This is a genomic window from Streptomyces sp. NPDC093252 (genome assembly GCF_040683675.1).
In the GTDB taxonomy this organism is placed as follows: domain Bacteria; phylum Actinomycetota; class Actinomycetes; order Streptomycetales; family Streptomycetaceae; genus Streptomyces.
Window position 1 is genome coordinate 1 of record NZ_JBFBEM010000007.1, and the last position, 18031, is coordinate 18031.

At 72.2% G+C, this 18031-nt stretch carries 17 protein-coding genes; 6 read left to right on the forward strand and 11 right to left on the reverse strand.

The genetic code is table 11. The annotated features are described in order from the left end of the window. From AB0O01_RS15985 to AB0O01_RS15995, 3 genes are all read left to right on the forward strand, one after another. On the forward strand, positions 1–1340 hold a 1340-nt coding region (locus tag AB0O01_RS15985), incomplete at its 5' end, for a CHAT domain-containing protein (RefSeq protein WP_365313783.1). Between the two features lie 134 nt (positions 1341–1474). Beyond that, positions 1475–1777, forward strand: coding sequence for a hypothetical protein (locus tag AB0O01_RS15990; protein WP_365313785.1), 303 nt, complete (start codon positions 1475–1477; stop codon positions 1775–1777). Further along, a complete protein-coding gene (locus tag AB0O01_RS15995) occupies positions 1774–3453 on the forward strand; it encodes an amidase (protein WP_365313786.1) in 1680 nt (559 codons plus the stop codon). Before AB0O01_RS15990 ends, AB0O01_RS15995 begins: the two co-directional genes overlap by 4 nt. Positions 3454–3460: 7 nt before the next feature. On the opposite strand, the gene AB0O01_RS16000 is transcribed toward AB0O01_RS15995, so the two are convergent. From AB0O01_RS16000 to AB0O01_RS16020, 5 genes are all read right to left on the reverse strand, one after another. After that, positions 3461–4159 (reverse strand): ATP-binding cassette domain-containing protein, encoded by a 699-nt coding sequence (locus tag AB0O01_RS16000; protein WP_365314394.1) that lies wholly within the window; start codon positions 4157–4159, stop codon positions 3461–3463. Between the two features lie 79 nt (positions 4160–4238). Continuing rightward, positions 4239–5210, reverse strand: a complete 972-nt coding sequence (locus AB0O01_RS16005) for an ABC transporter ATP-binding protein (RefSeq protein ID WP_365313788.1) — start codon at positions 5208–5210, stop codon at positions 4239–4241. Positions 5211–5236: 26 nt separating this feature from the next. Beyond that, on the reverse strand, positions 5237–6166 hold the full coding sequence (locus AB0O01_RS16010; protein ID WP_365313790.1) for an ABC transporter permease: 930 nt from the start codon (positions 6164–6166) through the stop codon (positions 5237–5239). After that, on the reverse strand, positions 6156–7124 hold the full coding sequence (locus tag AB0O01_RS16015; protein WP_365314396.1) for an ABC transporter permease: 969 nt from the start codon (positions 7122–7124) through the stop codon (positions 6156–6158). Before AB0O01_RS16015 ends, AB0O01_RS16010 begins: the two co-directional genes overlap by 11 nt. Before the next feature lie 41 nt (positions 7125–7165). Then, entirely contained in the window at positions 7166–8764 is a 1599-nt protein-coding gene (locus AB0O01_RS16020) for an ABC transporter substrate-binding protein (RefSeq protein ID WP_365313792.1), read from the reverse strand. Between the two features lie 149 nt (positions 8765–8913). On the opposite strand from AB0O01_RS16020, the gene AB0O01_RS16025 reads away from it, so the two are divergent. Further along, positions 8914–9369 carry a hypothetical protein gene (locus tag AB0O01_RS16025; protein ID WP_365313793.1) on the forward strand — a complete coding sequence of 152 codons (456 nt, stop codon included), beginning with the start codon at positions 8914–8916 and terminating at the stop codon, positions 9367–9369. Positions 9370–9458: 89 nt separating this feature from the next. Here AB0O01_RS16025 and AB0O01_RS16030 read toward each other — a convergent pair whose 3' ends face one another. From AB0O01_RS16030 to AB0O01_RS16040, 3 genes are read right to left on the reverse strand one after another with little or no spacing between them, the layout of a single operon-like run. Next, entirely contained in the window at positions 9459–10013 is a 555-nt protein-coding gene (locus AB0O01_RS16030) for a GNAT family N-acetyltransferase (protein ID WP_365313795.1), read from the reverse strand. Then, complete coding sequence (locus AB0O01_RS16035) at positions 10010–10540, reverse strand: GNAT family N-acetyltransferase (protein ID WP_365313797.1); 531 nt, start codon at positions 10538–10540, stop codon at positions 10010–10012. The genes AB0O01_RS16030 and AB0O01_RS16035 overlap by 4 nt, the downstream gene beginning before the upstream one ends. Beyond that, positions 10531–11427, reverse strand: a complete 897-nt coding sequence (locus AB0O01_RS16040; RefSeq protein WP_365313798.1) for a hypothetical protein — start codon at positions 11425–11427, stop codon at positions 10531–10533. Before AB0O01_RS16040 ends, AB0O01_RS16035 begins: the two co-directional genes overlap by 10 nt. A gap of 540 nt (positions 11428–11967) precedes the next feature. Here AB0O01_RS16040 and AB0O01_RS16045 point away from each other — a divergent pair. After that, on the forward strand, positions 11968–12384 hold the full coding sequence (locus AB0O01_RS16045; protein ID WP_365313800.1) for a hypothetical protein: 417 nt from the start codon (positions 11968–11970) through the stop codon (positions 12382–12384). Continuing rightward, the gene (locus AB0O01_RS16050) at positions 12381–12800 is read left to right on the forward strand and encodes a DUF6415 family natural product biosynthesis protein (RefSeq protein WP_365313801.1); all 420 of its coding nucleotides are present in this window, start codon (positions 12381–12383) and stop codon (positions 12798–12800) included. Before AB0O01_RS16045 ends, AB0O01_RS16050 begins: the two co-directional genes overlap by 4 nt. On the opposite strand, the gene meaB is transcribed toward AB0O01_RS16050, so the two are convergent. From meaB to AB0O01_RS16065, 3 genes are read right to left on the reverse strand one after another with little or no spacing between them, the layout of a single operon-like run. Further along, complete coding sequence (meaB, locus tag AB0O01_RS16055; protein WP_365314397.1) at positions 12712–13731, reverse strand: methylmalonyl Co-A mutase-associated GTPase MeaB; 1020 nt, start codon at positions 13729–13731, stop codon at positions 12712–12714. The two genes, AB0O01_RS16050 and meaB, sit on opposite strands and share 89 nt — an antisense overlap. Positions 13732–13747: 16 nt before the next feature. Further along, positions 13748–15955: a methylmalonyl-CoA mutase gene (gene scpA, locus AB0O01_RS16060; protein WP_365313802.1), complete on the reverse strand. Its 2208-nt coding sequence runs from the start codon at positions 15953–15955 to the stop codon at positions 13748–13750. Next, positions 15955–17844, reverse strand: coding sequence for a methylmalonyl-CoA mutase subunit beta (locus AB0O01_RS16065; RefSeq protein WP_365313803.1), 1890 nt, complete (start codon positions 17842–17844; stop codon positions 15955–15957). Before AB0O01_RS16065 ends, scpA begins: the two co-directional genes overlap by 1 nt. Between the last annotated feature and the right edge of the window lie 187 nt (positions 17845–18031).

The following is an 18031-nucleotide window of genomic DNA, read 5'->3' on the forward strand; positions in this document are numbered from 1 at the left end:
ACTACTACCTGCAACTCCTGCCCCCGCTCGCCCTGCTGGCCACCGCCGCCCTCCGCCACCGCCCCCCCCGCGCCCTGATCGGCACCGCCAGCTGCACCGCCCGCTTCCTCACCAGGGGCCAGCTGGCCCCCCCCCCCCCACACCCCCCCACCCCCCCCCACCCCACCGCCGACCTCCGCCAGCACCTCGCCGACGCATGGCGCGACCTCACCGCCCGCATCCGCGCCGCCCACCCCCACCTGGGGCTGCTCCGCCCCGTCCGGGAGTGGGACGAGGGCGAGGTCCGGGCCGTCGCCGCCGAGGGCCCGGTGGCGCTGGTCAACGTCTCCCCGTACGGCAGCGACGCCCTGCTCGTCACCGAACACTCCATCGACGCCGTACCCCTGCCCGCGCTCGGGGCCGACGCGGTGCGCGGACGACTCGGGGACTTCGAGGAGGCGCTCGCCCGGATCGAGGCGCCCGGCACCACCCGCAAGCAGTCCCAGCGCGCCCAGCGCACCGTACGGGACACCCTCGACTGGCTCTGGCACACCGTCACCGGCCCCGTCCTGGACCGGCTGCCGGAGGCGGCGGCCCGCCTGTGGTGGTCCCCCGGCGGACTCCTCGGCCCGCTCCCCCTCCACGCGGCCCAGCCCGCCGACGGCGGGCCCGGCGCCCTGGACCGGGTGATCTCCTCCTACACCCCGACCCTGCGCGCCCTGCACCACGCCCGCGAGCGCCTCACCCGTCCGGTGGACGGCGGCGGCCCCCTCGTCGTCAGCGTCCCCGAGGCGCCCGGCCAGATCCCGCTCCCGGGCGCCCGCGAGGAGGCCGGGCAACTCGCCCGGAAGCTGCCCGGCGCCGTCCTGCTCAGCGGCCCCGACGCCACCCGGCCCGCCGTCACCGCCGCCCTGCACCGCCACACCTCCGTCCACTTCGCCTGCCACGCCCTCGCCGACCCCGACCGCCCCTCCGCCGCCCGGCTCGTCCTGCACGACCACTCCACCCGGCCGCTGACCGTCCGCGACCTGGCCCGGCTGCGCCTGCCGTCGGTCCGCCTCGCCTATCTCTCCGCCTGCGCCACCCTGCGCACCAGCCCCGAACTCGCCGACGAGGCCGTGCACATCGTCAGCGCCTTCCGGATGGCCGGATTCCCCCATGTCGTCGGCTCCCTCTGGCACCTGGACGATCTGATCGGCGCGGAGGTCGCCGAGCGGGTGTACGCGGCCCTGACCCGCCCCGACGGCACCCTCGACACCGCTCGCACGGCCCGCGCCCTGCACCGGGCCGTGCACGTCCTGCGCGAGACCTACCCGCTCACCCCGAGCCTATGGGCCTGCCAGATCCACGCCGGACCCTGACACCCCAGGCGAAGGGCATCGGGGCAACAACCGTGACACCGGGGGTTAATGGGGCGGATATCGATGGGTGATGAAGTCTGGCCAATCACCTCATCGCCCCCCACTCCCACCTTGTCCCGCCCCGGGAGGACACGTTGAGCCAGCCGCCCCCGCCCACCGCCGAGCAGGTGGACGCCTACATACGCACCCGACTCGCCCTCGCCGGATTCGATCTGGAACTGCTGCCGGAGACCCCGGACCCGGAGACAGGAGTACCGACCCGCGCTCAGGCGCTCGCCTCCCTGCGGTCGTTCGTCACCTCCTCGCCCCCGGCCCTGGCCGGCTGGGCCCCGCCGGTGACCCGCAAGCCCGAGGCGATCTACGCCCAGCAGGCCGCGGCCCCGCTGCTCTACCCCTCCATCACCGAGTCCTGGACCGGGAAGGCGGACGCCGAATGAGCACCGCAGCCCGCACAGGCACAGGCACCGGCACCGGCCCGACCGGCCCGGAGCGCACCGCCGGAGGCGCCGGCACGCGCCGCGCCCTCAACCGCCGCACCTTCCTCGCCGGTTCGGCCGCCGTCACCGGGGCCGTCACCGGAGGGCTGACGCTGCCCTCGCCCGCGGTCGCCGCCCCCGCGACCGCGAGCCGGAGCGCCGCGCCCTACCTCCCCGACATCCAGGTCCGCGACGCCGCCCGGCGCGACCCCACCGAGGCCACCCTCACCGAGGCCGCCGTCCTGATGCGGCAGCGCAAGCTGACCTCCGTCGCCCTCACCGAGGCGTACCTCGCCCGCATCGAGCGCTACGACGCCGTCTACCAGGCGTACGCCGAGGTGACCGCCGAACGGGCCCTCGACGCGGCCCGCGCCGCCGACCGCCGGGCCACCTCCCGGCGCGGGGTCCTCAACGGCATCCCGCTCTGCATCAAGGACAACTACTTCACCCGGGACGTCCCGACGCGCTGCAACTCGTTCATCTTCGAGGACTTCGTCCCGGAGTACGACGCCACCGCCGTCGCGCGGCTCACCGGGGCCGGGGGGATCGTGCTGGGCAAGGGCCAGATGGGGCCGCTGGCCACCACCCGGGCGACCCGGCCCAACGGCACGGTCACCACCGTCAACGCCTGGACCCCGGACAACCCGGCGACCGACCCCGGCGGTTCCTCCACCGGCTCGGCCTGCGCGGTCGCCGGGCGGCTCGCGGCGTCGGCGATCGGCACCCAGACCGGCGGCTCCATCGTGCTGCCCGCCAACCGACAGAATCTCACCGGCCTCAAGCCCACCATGGGCCGTGCCTCCGTATACGGCGTCATCCCCCTCTCCTACACCCGCGACCACCCCGGCCCGCTGGCCCGGGACGCCATGGACGCCGCCCTGATGCTGTCCGTGATGGCCGGACCCGACCCCAACGACCCCCGCACACTGGGTCTCCCCGGCGTCCCCGACCTCGTACGGGCCGCCACCCCGGTCCGCTCCCGGCGCGGGGCCGTCCAGCTCCGGCACGCCACCCGGATCGGCGTCCCCGCCACCTTCCTCTCCGGCACCGCCACCGCCGTACGCTCCGCACTGCTCGACACCCTCGACGCCATCCCCGGCGTCACCCTGATCGACATCACCTACCCCGCCGACTGGTCCCTCCTCACCACCACCTTCAACGCGGCCCGGCTCCCCGAACGCACCGAGCCGTTCCGGCACTGGCTGCGCGAGGACCCCACCAAGTTCGGGGTGTCCCTGCTGAGCTGGCTCCAGGGCCTGATGATCTCCGGCGACGAGTGGATCACCGCCCAGCGCGCCAAGAACCATCTGCTGCGCGAGGTCCTGGACGGCATCCTGGACGACTGCGATGTCGTCCTCCAGACGGATGTGGTCCCCTTCGACCTGCTCGGACTGCCCCTGATCGGCTTCCCCGCCGGGTTCGTCTCCGGCCTCCCCTCCGGGGTGCTGCTGGGCGGCCAGCCCTACGAGGAGGACCGGCTGCTGGAGGTCGTCGCCGCGTACCAGGCGGTCACCGACTGGCACACCCGGCGTCCCGCCGATCCGACGGCCACGCCCACCACGGCTCTGCGGTCGGCGGGTGCGGGAGACCCCGCGCCCCGGCTGACGGCGGAGGAGGCCGCGGAACTCTCCGCCTGACGGCCGCTCATTTCGCCGCCGGAGCCTCCGGAGTCCGTCGGTCCTTCGGAGTCCGTCGGTCCTCCGGAGTCCGTCGGTCCTCCGGAATCTGCGCTGCCGACACCTGCGCCCACTCCACCACCCCGTCGCACCACCGCTCCAGCAGGACGCGATCGTGCCCGACGGCGAGGAGCCCGGCGCCGGTGTCGGCCCGGTAGCGCTCCACCGCGCCGACCAGTGCCGCCGTGGTGGACGCGTCGAGCATCGCGGTCATCTCGTCGCAGATCAGCCAGCGCGGCCGGAGCACCAGCGCACGGGCCAGACAGGCGCGCTGGAGCTGGCCGTCGCTCACCTCGTGCGGGCGGCGGCCCAGCAGATCGGGCGTGAGGCCCACCGCCGGGGCGAGTTCGGCGAGCCGGTCGCCGATCTCCTCCCGGCGCCCGGTGGCCCGCAGTGGCTCGGCGATCAGATCGGTGAGCCGCAGCCGGGGGTCGGCGGAGAGCCGGGGCTGCTGGAAGACGACGCCGATGGCGGTGCGCTGGGCGCGGGGCGCCCGGTGCCGCCAGCCCCGTACCGGCTCGCCGTCCAGGACGACCGTCCCGGCGTCGGGCCGGTGCAGCAGGGCGGCGACCCGGGCCAGCGTGGACTTGCCGCAGCCGCTGGGCCCGAGCAGCCCGACCGCCCGCCCCGGCCCGACCGTCAGCGAGGCGTCCCGCACGACCGGCACCGCAGCCCGGCCACCGCCGAATCCACCCCCGTATCCACCCCCGCCCCCGCCCCCGTATCCGGCGGTGATGCCGATCAGCTCAAGCACGCGAACCCTCCTGGAGATCACGCGAACCCTCCCGGGTGTGCGGATGATGGCAGGCCGTGCCGTCGGTCACCGGGGGCGGCGCGGCGCAGGCGGTGTCGGCCCGGGGGCAGCGGGCGGCGAAGGCGCAGCCCGGCGGCAGATCGCTCAGCTCGGGCGGCAGCCCCGGGATCGGCGTGAACTCCCGGTCGGGCAGCGCCCGCAGCAGCCCCCTGCTGTAGGGGTGCCGGGGACCGGGACCGCCGAAGAAGTCCTTGGCGTCGGCGAGTTCCACGATCCGCCCCGCGTACATCACCGCCACCCGGTCCGCGATCCGCTCGGCGGCGGCCAGATCATGGGTGATGACGAGCAGCGCCCGGCCCTCCCCGCCGTCGACATGGGCGCGCAGTTCGTCGACGGTGTGGTCGACGAGGTCGCGGTCGAGGCCGGTGGTGGGTTCGTCGGCGAGCAGCAGGGGCGCGTCACCGACCAGCGCGAGCGCGGTGGCGGCCCGCTGGGCGAGTCCGCCGGACAGTTCGTGCGGATGCCGGTCCAGGTGCGTGGCCGGGAACGCGGCCCGCCCGGCGGCCCGTTCGGCCGCCTCCCGTACGGCGGCCCGCCCGCGCACCCCGGTGAGCGCGGCCACCGTCTCCTGCACCTGGGACCGCACCCGGCGCACCGGGGTGAGATGCGCGGCCGGGCTCTGCGGGATCAGCCCGACGAGCCGTCCCCGGACCGTCCGGGCGAGGGTGCGTTCGTCGGCGGTGAGGAGATCCAGTGCGCCGAGCCGGGCGGCACCCGCGCTCTGCGCGTTGCCGGGGAGCAGCCCGAGCAGCGCGGAGGCGAGCACGGACTTGCCGCACCCGCTCTCCCCGATCAGCGCGAGGCACTCCCCGGCGGCCACGTCGAAGGAGACGTCGGTGACGGCCGCGACCCGGACCCCGCCCGGCAGCAGGAACCGCACGGACAGCCCGCGCACCGCCAGCACAGACGCTCTTTCCTTCTCCGACTCCTTCACAGCATCAGCTCCGATCGGCGCCGGGGGTTGATCCGCTCCCGCCAGGCCCCGGCCAGTCCCGCGAGGGCGAGGGTCGGGACGATGAGGAACAGCCCGGGGAAGAGGGTGGGCCACCAGTCCCCGGCGAGCAGGGAGCTGCGGGCCCCCTGGATGAGGGTGCCGAGGCTGGCGGTGTGGGAGGGCAGGCCCAGACCGAGGAAGGACAGCGCCGACTCGTGCCACATGGCGTGCGGCACCATCAGTACGGCCGCCAGCCCGGCCTGCGGCAGCACGGCCGGCAGCAGATGCCGCACGGTCACCCGCCATCGCGACGCGCCCCCGGACACGGCCGCGTCGACATACGGCCGCGACCGCAACGACAGCACCTCGGCGCGCACGATCCGGGCGGTGGAGATCCAGTGGGTGAGCGCGACCGACACGACCACCGGCCACACCCCCGGCCGGAACATCGCCACGATGAACACCCCCATCAGCAGATGCGGTACGGAGGCCAGCGTGTCCACCGCCCGCATCACCAGCCGGTCCACCCAGCCGCCCAGCGCCCCGGCCAGCGCGCCGACGGCCGTCCCGACGACGGTGGCGGTGAGCGCGGCGGCGAGCCCGACCAGCAGCGACACCCGCAGCCCGTACACGCACCGCAGCAGTAGATCCCGCCCCACGTCATCGGTCCCGAACGGATGGGCCCAGCTCGGCGGCCGGAGCTTCAGCGCCAGATCGACGGCCTGCTGGTCGAGCCGGACCAGCGGCGGGACGAGTAGCACGGCGAGCACGGTCGCCCCGACCAGAACGGCCGACACCCGCACCCGGACGGCACGGGTGGAGCGCCGCGCGCCCCCGTACGACCGCCAGCCGCCACCCGGCCCCTGGACGACAGATGCCGCCGATGGTGTCTCACCTGTCGTCTCATCTGTCGTCTCACATGTCACGGAATCTCACCCTCGGGTCGAAGAGGCCGTACAGCAGATCCGCGAGCAGATTGCCGAGCAGTACGGCGGCGGTGGCCAGCGTGGTGAGCGCGGCGAGCAGCGGAAAGTCCACGGCGGTGGCCGCCTCGACGGTCGCCGCCGCGATCCCGGGCCAACTGAAAACCGTCTCCACCAGCAGGGCGCCGGTGATCAGCTCCGGCACCCGGGAGCCGATCAGGGTGAGCACCGGCAGCAGCCCGGAGCGCAGGGCGTGCCCGAGGAGTACGGTCCGTTCGCTGAGCCCGCGCGCCCGCGCGCCGCGTACCGGGTCCTCGGCGAGCGCGTCGCCGACGCCCTGACGGACGTACAGGGTGAACCAGGGGAGCTGGGACAGGGCGAGCACCCCGGCGGGCAGCACCACATGGCCGGCCACCTGCCCCGGGGTGACGACCTCGCTCGCGGTGTCGGTGAGGCCGCCCGCCGGGAACAGACCGAGCTGGAGCGCGAACAGCCACACCGCGAGCAGGGCGATCCAGAAGACGGGGGCCGCCTCCAGGATGTAGGCGAGGGAGGTGACGGCCCGGTCCAGCCACGACCCCGGGCGGCGGGCGGCCAGCACCCCGAGCACGGTCCCGGCGACCACGGCCACCAGAAACGCCAGGGTGCACAGCAGCGCCGACCACACCAGCCGCTCCCCGATGACCTGGGTGACGGGCTGGCGCAGGACGGTGGAGTAGCCGAGGTCGCCGCCGAGGGCGGAGGTCAGCCAGTTCCACCAGCGGGAGGTGAACGGCTGGTCCACGCCCAGGTTCTCGCGCAGCCGCGCCAGGGTCTCCGCGTCCGCGCCGAGCGCGGCGGTCCCGGCGTACGCCTTGACGGGGTCGAAGGGCGAGGCGGCGGCGACCGCGAACACCCCGAAGGTGACCACCATCAGCACGGGCCCGGCGAACACCAGCCGCCGCGCCGCGAGCCGCCCCATGTCCCCCCAGGGAAGCCGTCGCCCGCCCAGGACATGGAGGCTCACGCGGCGGGCTGCTTCCAGCTCTCCAGATTCCACCAGGGCCCACTGGCGAACCCGTGCTCGTGCGGCTCGATCTGGGTGCTGAGCGCGCCCCACCGGTCGGCGAGCACATACACATGGTTGACGTGCGTCAGGAAGGTGTACCCCGGATTCTCCACCAGCTCCCGCTGCACGGTGTCGTAGGCGCCCTCCCGAATCCCCTGCTCGGCGCTGCGCCGCCCGTCATCAAGAGCAGCATCCACCGCCGGGTTCTCGTACCGCGCCATGTTGTTGAACCCGTCCCCGGCGAGGGTGGAGTGGAGGAGGGTGTAGAGCCCGAAGTCGGGGTCGCCGACGCTGCCGAACCCGGCGAGCACGGCGTCGTCCTTCATCCGGGGTTCGATGACCTCCCAGGTGGCGCTCTCCACCTTCACCTCGATGCCGGCCTTCTTGGCGTCGGAGGCGTAGGCGAGGGCGTGGTCCTGGCGCACCTTGTCCCCGGAGGGGTACAGCAGCGTGAACGAGGCCCGCTGCCCACCCTTGGCCCGCACCCCTCCGTCCGCTCCGCTCCTCCACCCGGCCGCGTCGAGAATCCGCCCGGCCTCGGCGAGATCCTGCTCCCGCTCGATCCCGTCCGCGAACCAGGTGTCCCCGACCGGCAGCGGCCCGTACGCGGGCGTCCCGGCCCCGTCGAGGATGCTGTCGACCATCGCCTGCCGGTCCACGGCGAGATCGAGCGCCCGCCGCACGGCGGTGTCCCCGGTCACCGCCCCCGACTGCGGCAGCGTCACGGCCCGGAAGTCGTACGTCTTCGCCTCGTACGTCTTCTTCCCGTTCTCCCCCTCGAAGGTGGCGGCGAGATTGGGCGGCAGCACGGCCCCGTCGAGATCCCCCGACCGCAGCCGGGTGGCCCGCACATCATCGTCCTCAATGATCGCCATGGTGACGGTCTTGACCTCCGGCTCCCCGTTCCAGTAATTGGGGTTGGCCTTGAAGGTCAGCTTCTCGCCCTTGCTCCACGACGACAGCGTGTACGGCCCCGTCCCCACCGGCTCGGTGTTGAACTCCCCGGTGTTGGGATCCTGCCCGCCCGCGATGTGCTCGGGCACGATCGGCAGCACGGTACGCGCGGCGAACCCGGAGTAGGGGTACTTGAGCGTGAAGACAACCTCCCCGTCCCCCTCCGCTCGCACGGTCTCAATGGCATCCAGCTCACTCCGCGCCGTGTTGTTCGTCTCCTCATCAAGAACGGTCTCGTACGTGAACACCACATCGGCGGCGGTGAGCGGCTCCCCGTCACTGAACTGCACGCCCTCGCGCAGCGCGTAGGTGTAGGTCAGCCCGTCCCCGGACACCTCGGGGAGCTGCTTCGCCAGCGCCGGGCGCAGCGACAGATCGGCCTCGCGGGCGAGCAGCCCGTCGAAGATCTTGGAGTTCCCGTCCTTGCCGTACCCGAGGAGCGGGCTGAGCGTGTCGGGCTCGGAGGCGACACCGACAACGACGGAGTCGGCGTCGCCTCCGCCGCCCTCGCTCCCGCCCCCGGGCGCCGAACAGGCACCGACGCCCGTGAGTATCGCGCCCGCGAACGCGGCCGTCCGTATCCGTCGTCGCTTCGACATGGGTCTCCCACCCTTACTGCCTTACTGATGCTGTTGCATGCTAATTGCAGTAAAGAGAAGATCAAGTCCTTGTCCCGGCCCTTGGTCCTCCGGTGGGGAGATGTTCACCACGTGGCACCGCCGCGGGCGGCCCCGTACGATCCGCGTCCATGCGACGCGTCCTGTGGACCCTCGGTACGGCGGCAGCGCTGAGCGGCTGCACGGTGTTCGGCACCCGGAGCGCCCCCTGCACCCTGGCGACCGCGGACTCATCAGTGGCCGTGGCCTGGCGCCCGGCCGACTTCGGCGCCACCGACGCGGCGACGCTCCGACTGTGCGTGGCGGACAGATGCGCGGAGCAGCCGTCGGGGGAGGCGGACGCTCCGTACGCGAGGCTGGACGTACGGCTGCCCGACGACATCGGCGCGGTCACGGTGCCGGTACGGCTGAGGGTGACGGAGACGGCCGGGGGGCGGGTGGTGGTGACGGACGCGCGGGACACACGCCTGACGGAGGAGTGGCCGAACGGGGAGCCGTGCGGGCCCGTGGTGTGGACGGCGGTGTACCGGGCGGATCCGGTGGGGGGGTTGGGGGTGGTGGAGGGGTTGTCGTTGGGGGGTGATTGATCGGCTCGGCCCGTGAGGCGCCGACTGCGTGTGCTCGGTCGGGCGGGCGGCCCAGCATCAGCAGCCCGCCACTGATGACGTCGCGCCTGTCAGGGTCGGTGTTCCTCATCGGGTGTGAGGCGAAGGAGCAGCAGATCGAATTCGGGGCCGTCGGGTGAGTTCCGGTACGGCCCCGCGTACCGGTATCCGAGCCGGGTGTAGAGCGTGCGGCCCTGGTGGTTGGATGGCAGGGCGAGGAGCGAGGACCACTGCGGTGCGACGGCCCGGAGGAGTTCGGTGTGCAGCCGGGTGCCGATGCCCCGGGACTGCCAGGGCGGGCGGACGGCCAGCTCGCACAGCCCCATCAGCCGCTGAGTGCGTGCGCCTTCCGGTACTTGGTTCAGGAGACCGGGGCCGAACCAGTACGCGGCGGAACACGGGAACCCGTAGCCGAAGCCGACCGGGGTGCTGTCCGCGTGGGCCACGGCCAGGACGAAGCCGGGATGCCTGAGTTGTCCGGTGATCTGGCGTCGGAGTGCGGGTACGGACAGCCCGGCGGTATCGGCGTCCGGGTTGTCGATCAGCTCTGGGTGGGCGTCGGCCCAGACGTCGGCGAGCGGGTCGAGCAACGGCTCGACCTCGTCGGGGCCGTAGGTGCGGATCACGGCATCCGGGCCTGTGGCTTGAGACGCCGCAGCATCACCCCGAACACCGGGGAGTCGTCATAGGGCTTTGATTCGTCCACCTTCTCGTATCCCCAGGATTCGTAGAGTGCGACGACCTTGGGATGCGCGAGGTCGACAAACAGTGTCACCGCCTCTTCGCTCCTGCTGGCGACGAGAGCCTCATGGAGTCCCACCGAGGCACCTGTCTTTCGCCATCGCGGCAACACCATCAGCTCGGACAGGGCAAACGCCCGCTCGGTGACAGCCAATGACTCGGGCCGCTCCGATCCCCGCCACCAGCCGCCAGGGCTGAACGGGGCACCGTACACATAGCCCACCGGCTCGTCCCCGTCGAACCCGACCAGGCAGACCCAGCCGTCCCGGCTGCTCCAACCATCGACGAACTCCGCGAAACGCTCCCGGGAATCGAAGGAAGCCGTCGAACCCGCATAGGCGGCATCGTGAATGTCCAGGAGCATCGTGCGGATGGCTTTCGCGTCCTGTTGCCCATAGCGCTTCACGTCCATTGGCGCGACCTTTCGATCCAGGAAGTCACATCGGGTGCCGTCGATCCCGTGGCGGCAACCAGATGCCGTACCTTACCGAGGGTGTCGACGGTGCGTTTCGAACCCGATCCCGCCATGAGCAGATCGTGGGCCCGCTGACCTGTTGAGCAGGCCAACTCCACCTCTCCCTGGCTTGCTTGGGACAGAGCGAGATGCGCGGTGTACAGGGCCCGGTTCCGCACGAGTTCCGGGCGGATACCCGACAGGGTCCGATGGAAGAAGTACTCAGCCGTGCCGAAGTCGCCCAAGGCGAACCAGATGCTGGCCGAGAGTCCATCGACCTCACTCTGATCGTAGAACCCGATCCACGCCGGCCGTTCCTCGTCCCTGGCCCTGTCGAATGACTTGTCCGCTGCGGCGAGTGCTCGCAGAGCCTCCCCTCGTTGGTGACAGCGGGCCATCGCCCTCGCGGTGCGCATATGAGCCAGAGAGGCGTACAGGGAATCACGGCGGGCGATCCACAGCCCTTTCATGGCATCGGCGGCGGCAAGTCCTTCGGTGTGGTCTCCCCGCTGTCCGGCGGCCATCGCCAGGTGATTCCAGACGTGGTACTGCGTCTCGCTGTCTCCGGACAGCCCGGCCAGTGTGACCGCTCTGTCCAGATGGCTACGGGCACGACTACGGATCTTGGCGTCGATCGCGGCGAAAGCGGCAGTGCTGATCACGTCGGAGGCGAGTGAGTAAAGCCTCTGACGTACTCGATGTGAGGCCGAACCCGAGGAAAGGGTCGACTGAATGCGTGTGGAGAGTTCAACGGCATCGCTCTCCACCTGGCTGCTGCCTCCGACTCTCCAGTCGTCCCGCAGAATCCTGACGTAGTCGCGGTGGAAACGGTGTACGTCGCTCATGCCGACCCGCGCGGGCCGGGCGGTGTCACTGGACGACCCTTCCGCGACGGACGTGGTGGCCCGAGAACGCGGAATGGGCCCTGGGCCGAAACCCAGCTCGACGGCCGGGCGCCCCAATACCCGCTCCAGGCAGATTCGCTGCCTCGCATGAGGCCACCTGGTGGCGCCAGTGAGGTAACGCCTCACATCTCGATCCGTCAGATGCCCTTCGCGTCCTGTCAGTACTTCGTTCTCGGCGTTCAGTCTGCGGGCCAATTCCGCCTGGGACAGACCCAGATCGCCCATTGCTCTGGCTAACGCTTGGTTCCCGGCCACCTCCGAAAGGTACCGCCAGGGTTCTCGCGGCGGCAGCCCGAAGGTAAAAATCACCGGGACCACGATCCCGCGCCCTGAGCCCGATGACCTGTCTCATCAGCCGTTTCAGGGGTGAACTTGCCTGACCTGGATGGCAGTGCCAAAGCGACGCCGCCGGAGAACGTGCCGAGCAAGCGTCTGCCGGGCCGGGGCGCTCACATGTCAACGACCCCTGGAGAACGTCACTTGAGCAATCGACGTCAGTCACAGCGAACGATCGGGCCTTCGGCGCTGGAGGCCGTACCGGAGGAACCCCCGCTCTCCCACACCCCACGCGACCCAGTCGAACTGCTCCCCCTCCCACCCACCAACACCCTCACCGCCGACCAGATCCGCGGCGCGGTCTGCCTCTGGGACCCCACCGAAGCCCCCCTCACGCCGGAAACGGCCGTTGACCTCCACCCACGCCGGGACCAGGTGTGCTGGTTCCCGCGCGCCTGCACCCACCACACCGCTCGGCAGGCGTACCGCACACTCCTCGATCACGCACCCGGGTGCGCCCCCTGCACCCGCGACGCCGGGACCTGCGACACCGGCAGAGCCCTGCGCCGGCTCATGCGCGAGGGCCGCCACCCCGCCGACGGCTCGGAGCCCCCGGCATGAGTACCCCTGACCACCCCCTCGACCTCACCACCATGCGCGAAGCCGTCCGGCGCCTCCTCGGCGAACATGACGAACCCCCCGACGAGCCCGAACCGGAGACCCTCCTGCTCCAACTGCGCGGACACCTCATGCTCGCGATCCCCGAAGTCCAGCGGGCGGCAGCCCGCTTTCCCGAGGACGACATCCCCCGGGCCTGTGCCCTCGCCGCCGTGGCCGAGGCCAGAGCGCGGCTCGCCGTGAGGCCGCGCGCCTCACCCGCGGCCCGCCTCGCCCACGCCCGCCTTCTCGCCCGGTCCGTCGGCGCCCTCTGCGACCACTACGAGAACCTCAGCACCCCGCACCCGAGCCGCCCCGCCCCTCGCTGGGAAGCCCCTCTCCTCCGAACACCCCCAAAATCCGCTCCGCCGCCACCGTAGCCGTCACCTCCCCCTCCCGCACCGCCCGCTCCAGCCCCGGCGCCACCTCCCGCACCCCCGCGTCCGCGTACAACCTCCCCAGCACCTCGTCCCGCACCATGCTCCACACCCAGTCCACCTGCTGCTCCCGCCGCTTCGCGGCCAGCCGCCCCGTGCCGTCCAGCAGTGCCCGGTGCTGCTCCAGCCGCTCCCACACCACATCCAGCCCCAGTGACTCCCGCGCACTACAGCTCAGCACCGGCGGTGTCCACGCCGCGTCCCTCCCGTGCATCAACCGCAGCGCCCCCGCCAACTCCCGCGCCGCCGCCCTCGCGTCCCGTTCGTGCGGCCCGTCCGCCTTGTTCACGGCGATGACATCGGCCAGCTCCAGCACCCCCTTCTTGATGCCCTGGAGCTGATCACCGGTCCGGGCCAGCGTCAGCAGCAGAAAGGAGTCCACCATGTTGGCGACCGCCGTCTCCGACTGCCCCACCCCCACCGTCTCCACCAGCACCACGTCGTACCCCGCCGCCTCCATCACCACCATCGACTCCCGCGTCGCCTTCGCGACCCCGCCCAGCGTCCCGGCCGTGGGGGAGGGGCGCACGAACGCCGCCGGATCCACCGCCAGCCGCTCCATCCGGGTCTTGTCCCCGAGGATCGAACCCCCCGTACGGCTGGAGGACGGGTCCACGGCCAGTACCGCCACCCGATGACCCAACCCCGTCAGCATCGTGCCGAAGGCGTCGATGAAGGTGGACTTCCCCACCCCCGGCACCCCGCTCACCCCGATCCGCCGCGCCCGCCCGCTGTGCGGCAGCAGCTCGGTGAGCAATCGCTGCGCCAGCGCCCGGTGCTGCGGGCGGGTGGACTCGACCAGGGTGATCGCACGGGCCACCACCGCGCGCTTCCCGTCCAGCACACCCTTCACATACGCGTCGACATCGATCACCCGGGCCATGGCCGCCTCAGTCGTCGTGGCCGAGGCCGTGGCCGAGGTCGGACGCCAGCCGCCGCACCAGGTCATGGGCCGCGTCCGGGATCACCGTCCCCGGCGGGAACACCGCCGCCGCCCCCATCTCCAGCAGCGTCGGCACATCCTGCGGCGGGATCACCCCGCCCACCACGATCATGATGTCCTCCCGGCCCTCCGCCGCCAGCTCCTCCCGCAGCGCCGGTACGAGGGTGAGATGACCGGCGGCCAGGGACGAGATCCCGACGATATGAACGTCCGCCTCCACCGCCTGCCGCGCCACCTCGCCCGGCGTCTGGAACAGCGGGCCGACATCCACATCGAAGCCCAGGTCGGCGAAGGCCGTCGCGATCACCTTCTGGCCCCGGTCATGCCCGTCCTGCCCCATCTTGGCGACCAGGATGCGCGGCCGACGCCCCTCGGCCTCCTCGAACGCGTCCACCAGCGCCCGCGTCCGGTCCACGGACGGGGACTCACCTGCCTCGTTGCGGTACACACCGGAAATCGTACGGATCTGGCTCGCGTGCCGCCCGTACACCTTCTCCAGCGCGTCCGAGATCTCCCCGACCGTCGCCTTCGCGCGGGCCGCGTTCACCGCCAGCTCCAGGAGGTTGCCCTCGCCCCCGGCCGCCCGCGTCAGCGCGTCGAGCGCGTCCCGGCACACCGCCTCGTCCCGCTCCTCCCGCAGCCGCCGCAACTTGTCGATCTGCTGGGCGCGCACGGACGAGTTGTCGACCTTCAGGACCTCGATCTGCTCATCGCTGTCCACCCGGTACTTGTTCACCCCGATCACCGGCTGACGCCCCGAGTCGATCCGCGCCTGCGTCCGCGCCGCCGCCTCCTCCACCCGCAGCTTGGGGATCCCGGCGTCGATGGCCTGCGCCATGCCGCCCGCCTGCTCCACCTCCTGGATGTGCTGCCAGGCCCGCCGGGCGAGGTCGTACGTCAGCCGCTCCACATACGCGCTGCCGCCCCACGGGTCGATGACCCGGGTCGTCCCCGACTCCTGCTGGATGAGCAATTGAGTGTTACGGGCGATGCGGGCGCTGAAGTCCGTCGGGAGGGCGAGTGCCTCGTCCAGGGCGTTGGTGTGCAGGGACTGGGTGTGGCCCTGCGTCGCCGCCATCGCCTCCACACACGTCCGCGTGACGTTGTTGAAGACGTCCTGTGCGGTCAGCGACCAGCCCGAGGTCTGCGAATGGGTGCGCAGGGACAGGGACTTGGCGTTCTGCGGGTCGAACTGCTTCACCAGCTTCGCCCACAGCAGCCGCGCCGCCCGCAGCTTGGCGACCTCCATGAAGAAGTTCATGCCGATGGCCCAGAAGAAGGAGAGCCGGGGCGCGAAGGCGTCCACGTCCAGCCCCGCCTCCCGCCCCGCCCGGATGTACTCGACCCCGTCCGCGAGGGTGTACGCCAGCTCCAGATCTGCCGTCGCCCCGGCCTCCTGGATGTGGTAGCCGGAGATGGAGATGGAGTTGTAGCGGGGCATCCGCTGCGAGGTGAACGCGAAGATGTCGGAGATGATCCGCATCGAGGGCTTGGGAGGGTAGATGTAGGTGTTCCGGACCATGAACTCCTTGAGGATGTCGTTCTGGATGGTCCCGGCCAGCTTCTCCGCCGGTACCCCCTGCTCCTCCGCCGCCACGATGTAGAGGGCCAGGACCGGCAGCACCGCCCCGTTCATCGTCATCGAGACGGTCATCCGGTCCAGCGGGATGCCGTCGAAGAGCTGGCGCATGTCGTAGATCGAGTCGATCGCCACGCCCGCCATGCCGACATCGCCGGTCACCCGCGGATGGTCGCTGTCGTAGCCCCGGTGCGTCGGCAGGTCGAAGGCGACGGACAGGCCCTTCTGACCGGCCGCGAGGTTGCGCCGGTAGAAGGCGTTCGACTCCTCCGCCGTGGAGAAGCCCGCGTACTGGCGGATCGTCCAGGGCTGGTTGACGTACATCGTGGGGTACGGGCCGCGCAGGTAGGGGGCGACGCCCGGATAGGTGCCCAGGAAGTCCAGGCCCTCCAGGTCCTGCCCGGTGTACAGCGGCGCGACGGTGATGCCCTCCGGGGTCTCCCAGAGCAGATCGTCGCCGTCACCGGCCTTCTTCACCGCCGCCCGCCACTCGTCGGGGCCGCCCGCCACGGTGGGCGTGCCCAGCTCGATCCCGGTGAAGTCAGGTACGGACGAACCCGGCGACGGGGACGGCATCAGGACACTCCCATGCGGTCGAGGGTGGCGGTGAGAACGGCTACGGCGTCGCAGCCGGCGAAGACGTACGAGTCCACCTCCGGGTACTGCCCCGGGCGACCGGCGAGGAAGATGTGCGTGGCGCCCGCCGCCCGCATCTCGGCGGCCTCCGCCCCGGCCCGCTCCTCGTACAGCGCGTCGCTGGAGCACAGGCACGCCTCGCGCGCCCCGCTCCGCGCGAAGGTGCCCTCGGTGACCGGCTCAATGCCCCCGGCCTGGAAGAGGTTGGCGGCGAAGGTGAGCCGCGCCGTGTGCGCGGCGGCCGGGCCCAGCGCGGCCAGGAACACCCGGGGGCGGGCCCCGGTCGCGGCGAGATGGGCGTCGGAGCGGGCGCGCAGCGCCTCGTAGTCCTCGTCACGCCGCACCCGAGGCAGCCCCCCGGACGACGGCCCTCCGGACGACAGTCCCCCGGACGACGGTCCCCCGGACGACGGCCCGCCGGATGTCGACTCGGCGGACGCCGTCCCGTCGGACGCCGGCTCGGACGCCGGTTCGCGCACCACCGGCTTCTCCGCCAGGAACGGGAACTCGCTCACCCCGGTGATCGGCTCCCGCCGCTTCGCCAGCTTCGCCTTGCGCGCCGACCAGGTCGCCGCCAGCCGGTCCCGTACCAGCCCCGACCGCAGGGCCGTGGCCTGACCGCCCGCCCGCTCGATCTCCTGGAAGAACTCCCAGCCCGCACGGGCGAGTTCGTCCGTCAGCCGCTCCACGTACCAGGAGCCGCCCGCCGGGTCGATCACCCGGGCGAGATGGGACTCCTCGATGAGGATGGTGGAGGTGTTGCGGGCGATCCGCCGCGCGAACGCGTCGGGGCGGCCCAGCGCGTGGTCGAACGGCAGGACACTCACCGCGTCCGCGCCACCCACTCCGGCCGCCAGCGTGGCGACCGTCGCGCGCAGCATGTTCACCCAGGGGTCGCGGGACGTGCTCATCACCGAGGACGTCACCACGTGCTGCCGCTGCGGGCTCGGTGCCCCGCACACCTCGGTGACCCGCGCCCACAGCCGCCGCGCGGCGCGCAGCTTGGCGATGGTCAGGAACTGGTCGGCGGTCGCCGCGTACCGGAAGTCCAGCCGGGCCGCTGCCTCCGCCGCGCCCAGCCCGGCCCCGGTCAGCTCGCGCAGATACGCCACCCCGGTCGCCAGCGAGGCGCCCAGCTCCTGCGCCGCCGACCCCCCGGCCTCGTGGTACGGCAGGGCGTCGACGGTCACCGGGCGCAGCCCGCTGCCCTCCGTCAGCCGCAGCAGACCGGCGATCTCCGTGAGGTCACCCGGCTCACCGGTCCGTGCCTCCCGCCCGAGCGGGTCGGCGCCGAGGGTGCCGCGCAGCGCCGCCGGGAGGACCCGCCCCTCGGCCGAGATTCGCAGCAACTCCCGCGCGGCGGCGGCCACTTCGGGCCCGGCATCGAGGGCGACCGGCGCCAGATCCAGATACACGCCCTCCAGCACACCGGCCAGCCCGGAGACCGGGATCCCGGACTCCGCCCCGACCACCAGCCACAGCGAGGTGACCCCGTTCTCCAGATCGGCGAGCACGGCCGCGTTGTCCGCCGTCGCGTGCCGCTGCCGTACGTCCCAGCCGCCGGAGGTGCCGCCGGCGGCCGTGCCGCCCCGCACGAACGGGGCGAAGCCGGGCAGCCCGGGGTCGGGCGCGCCGTCGCGCGCGGTGTAGAGGGGACGAGTGCTGAGCCCGTCCTCCAGCAGCGTGGACAGGGCGTCCTCCGCCGCGGCTCCCGAGACTTCCTTGCCCGACTTGCGCAGGACACCCGCCACCAGGCGCTGCCACTGCTCATGCGTCGCTTCGGGGAACTCGGCGGCCAGGGAGAGCCCGTCGTCAGGCAGGACCGTCATGGCTCGGATGCTAGGCCAGAACGCCGAACGAGCAGCAGTGGACGCGGCTGTGACCTTCTTCTCCTAGGGGGTGTGACGAGGCACTCTAGGGGGTGCGACGAGGTGTTCTAGGGGGTGTGACCAGGCGTTCTAGGGGGTACGACCAGGTGTTCTAGAGGGCGCGACCGGGCACTCCAGGGGGTGTCCC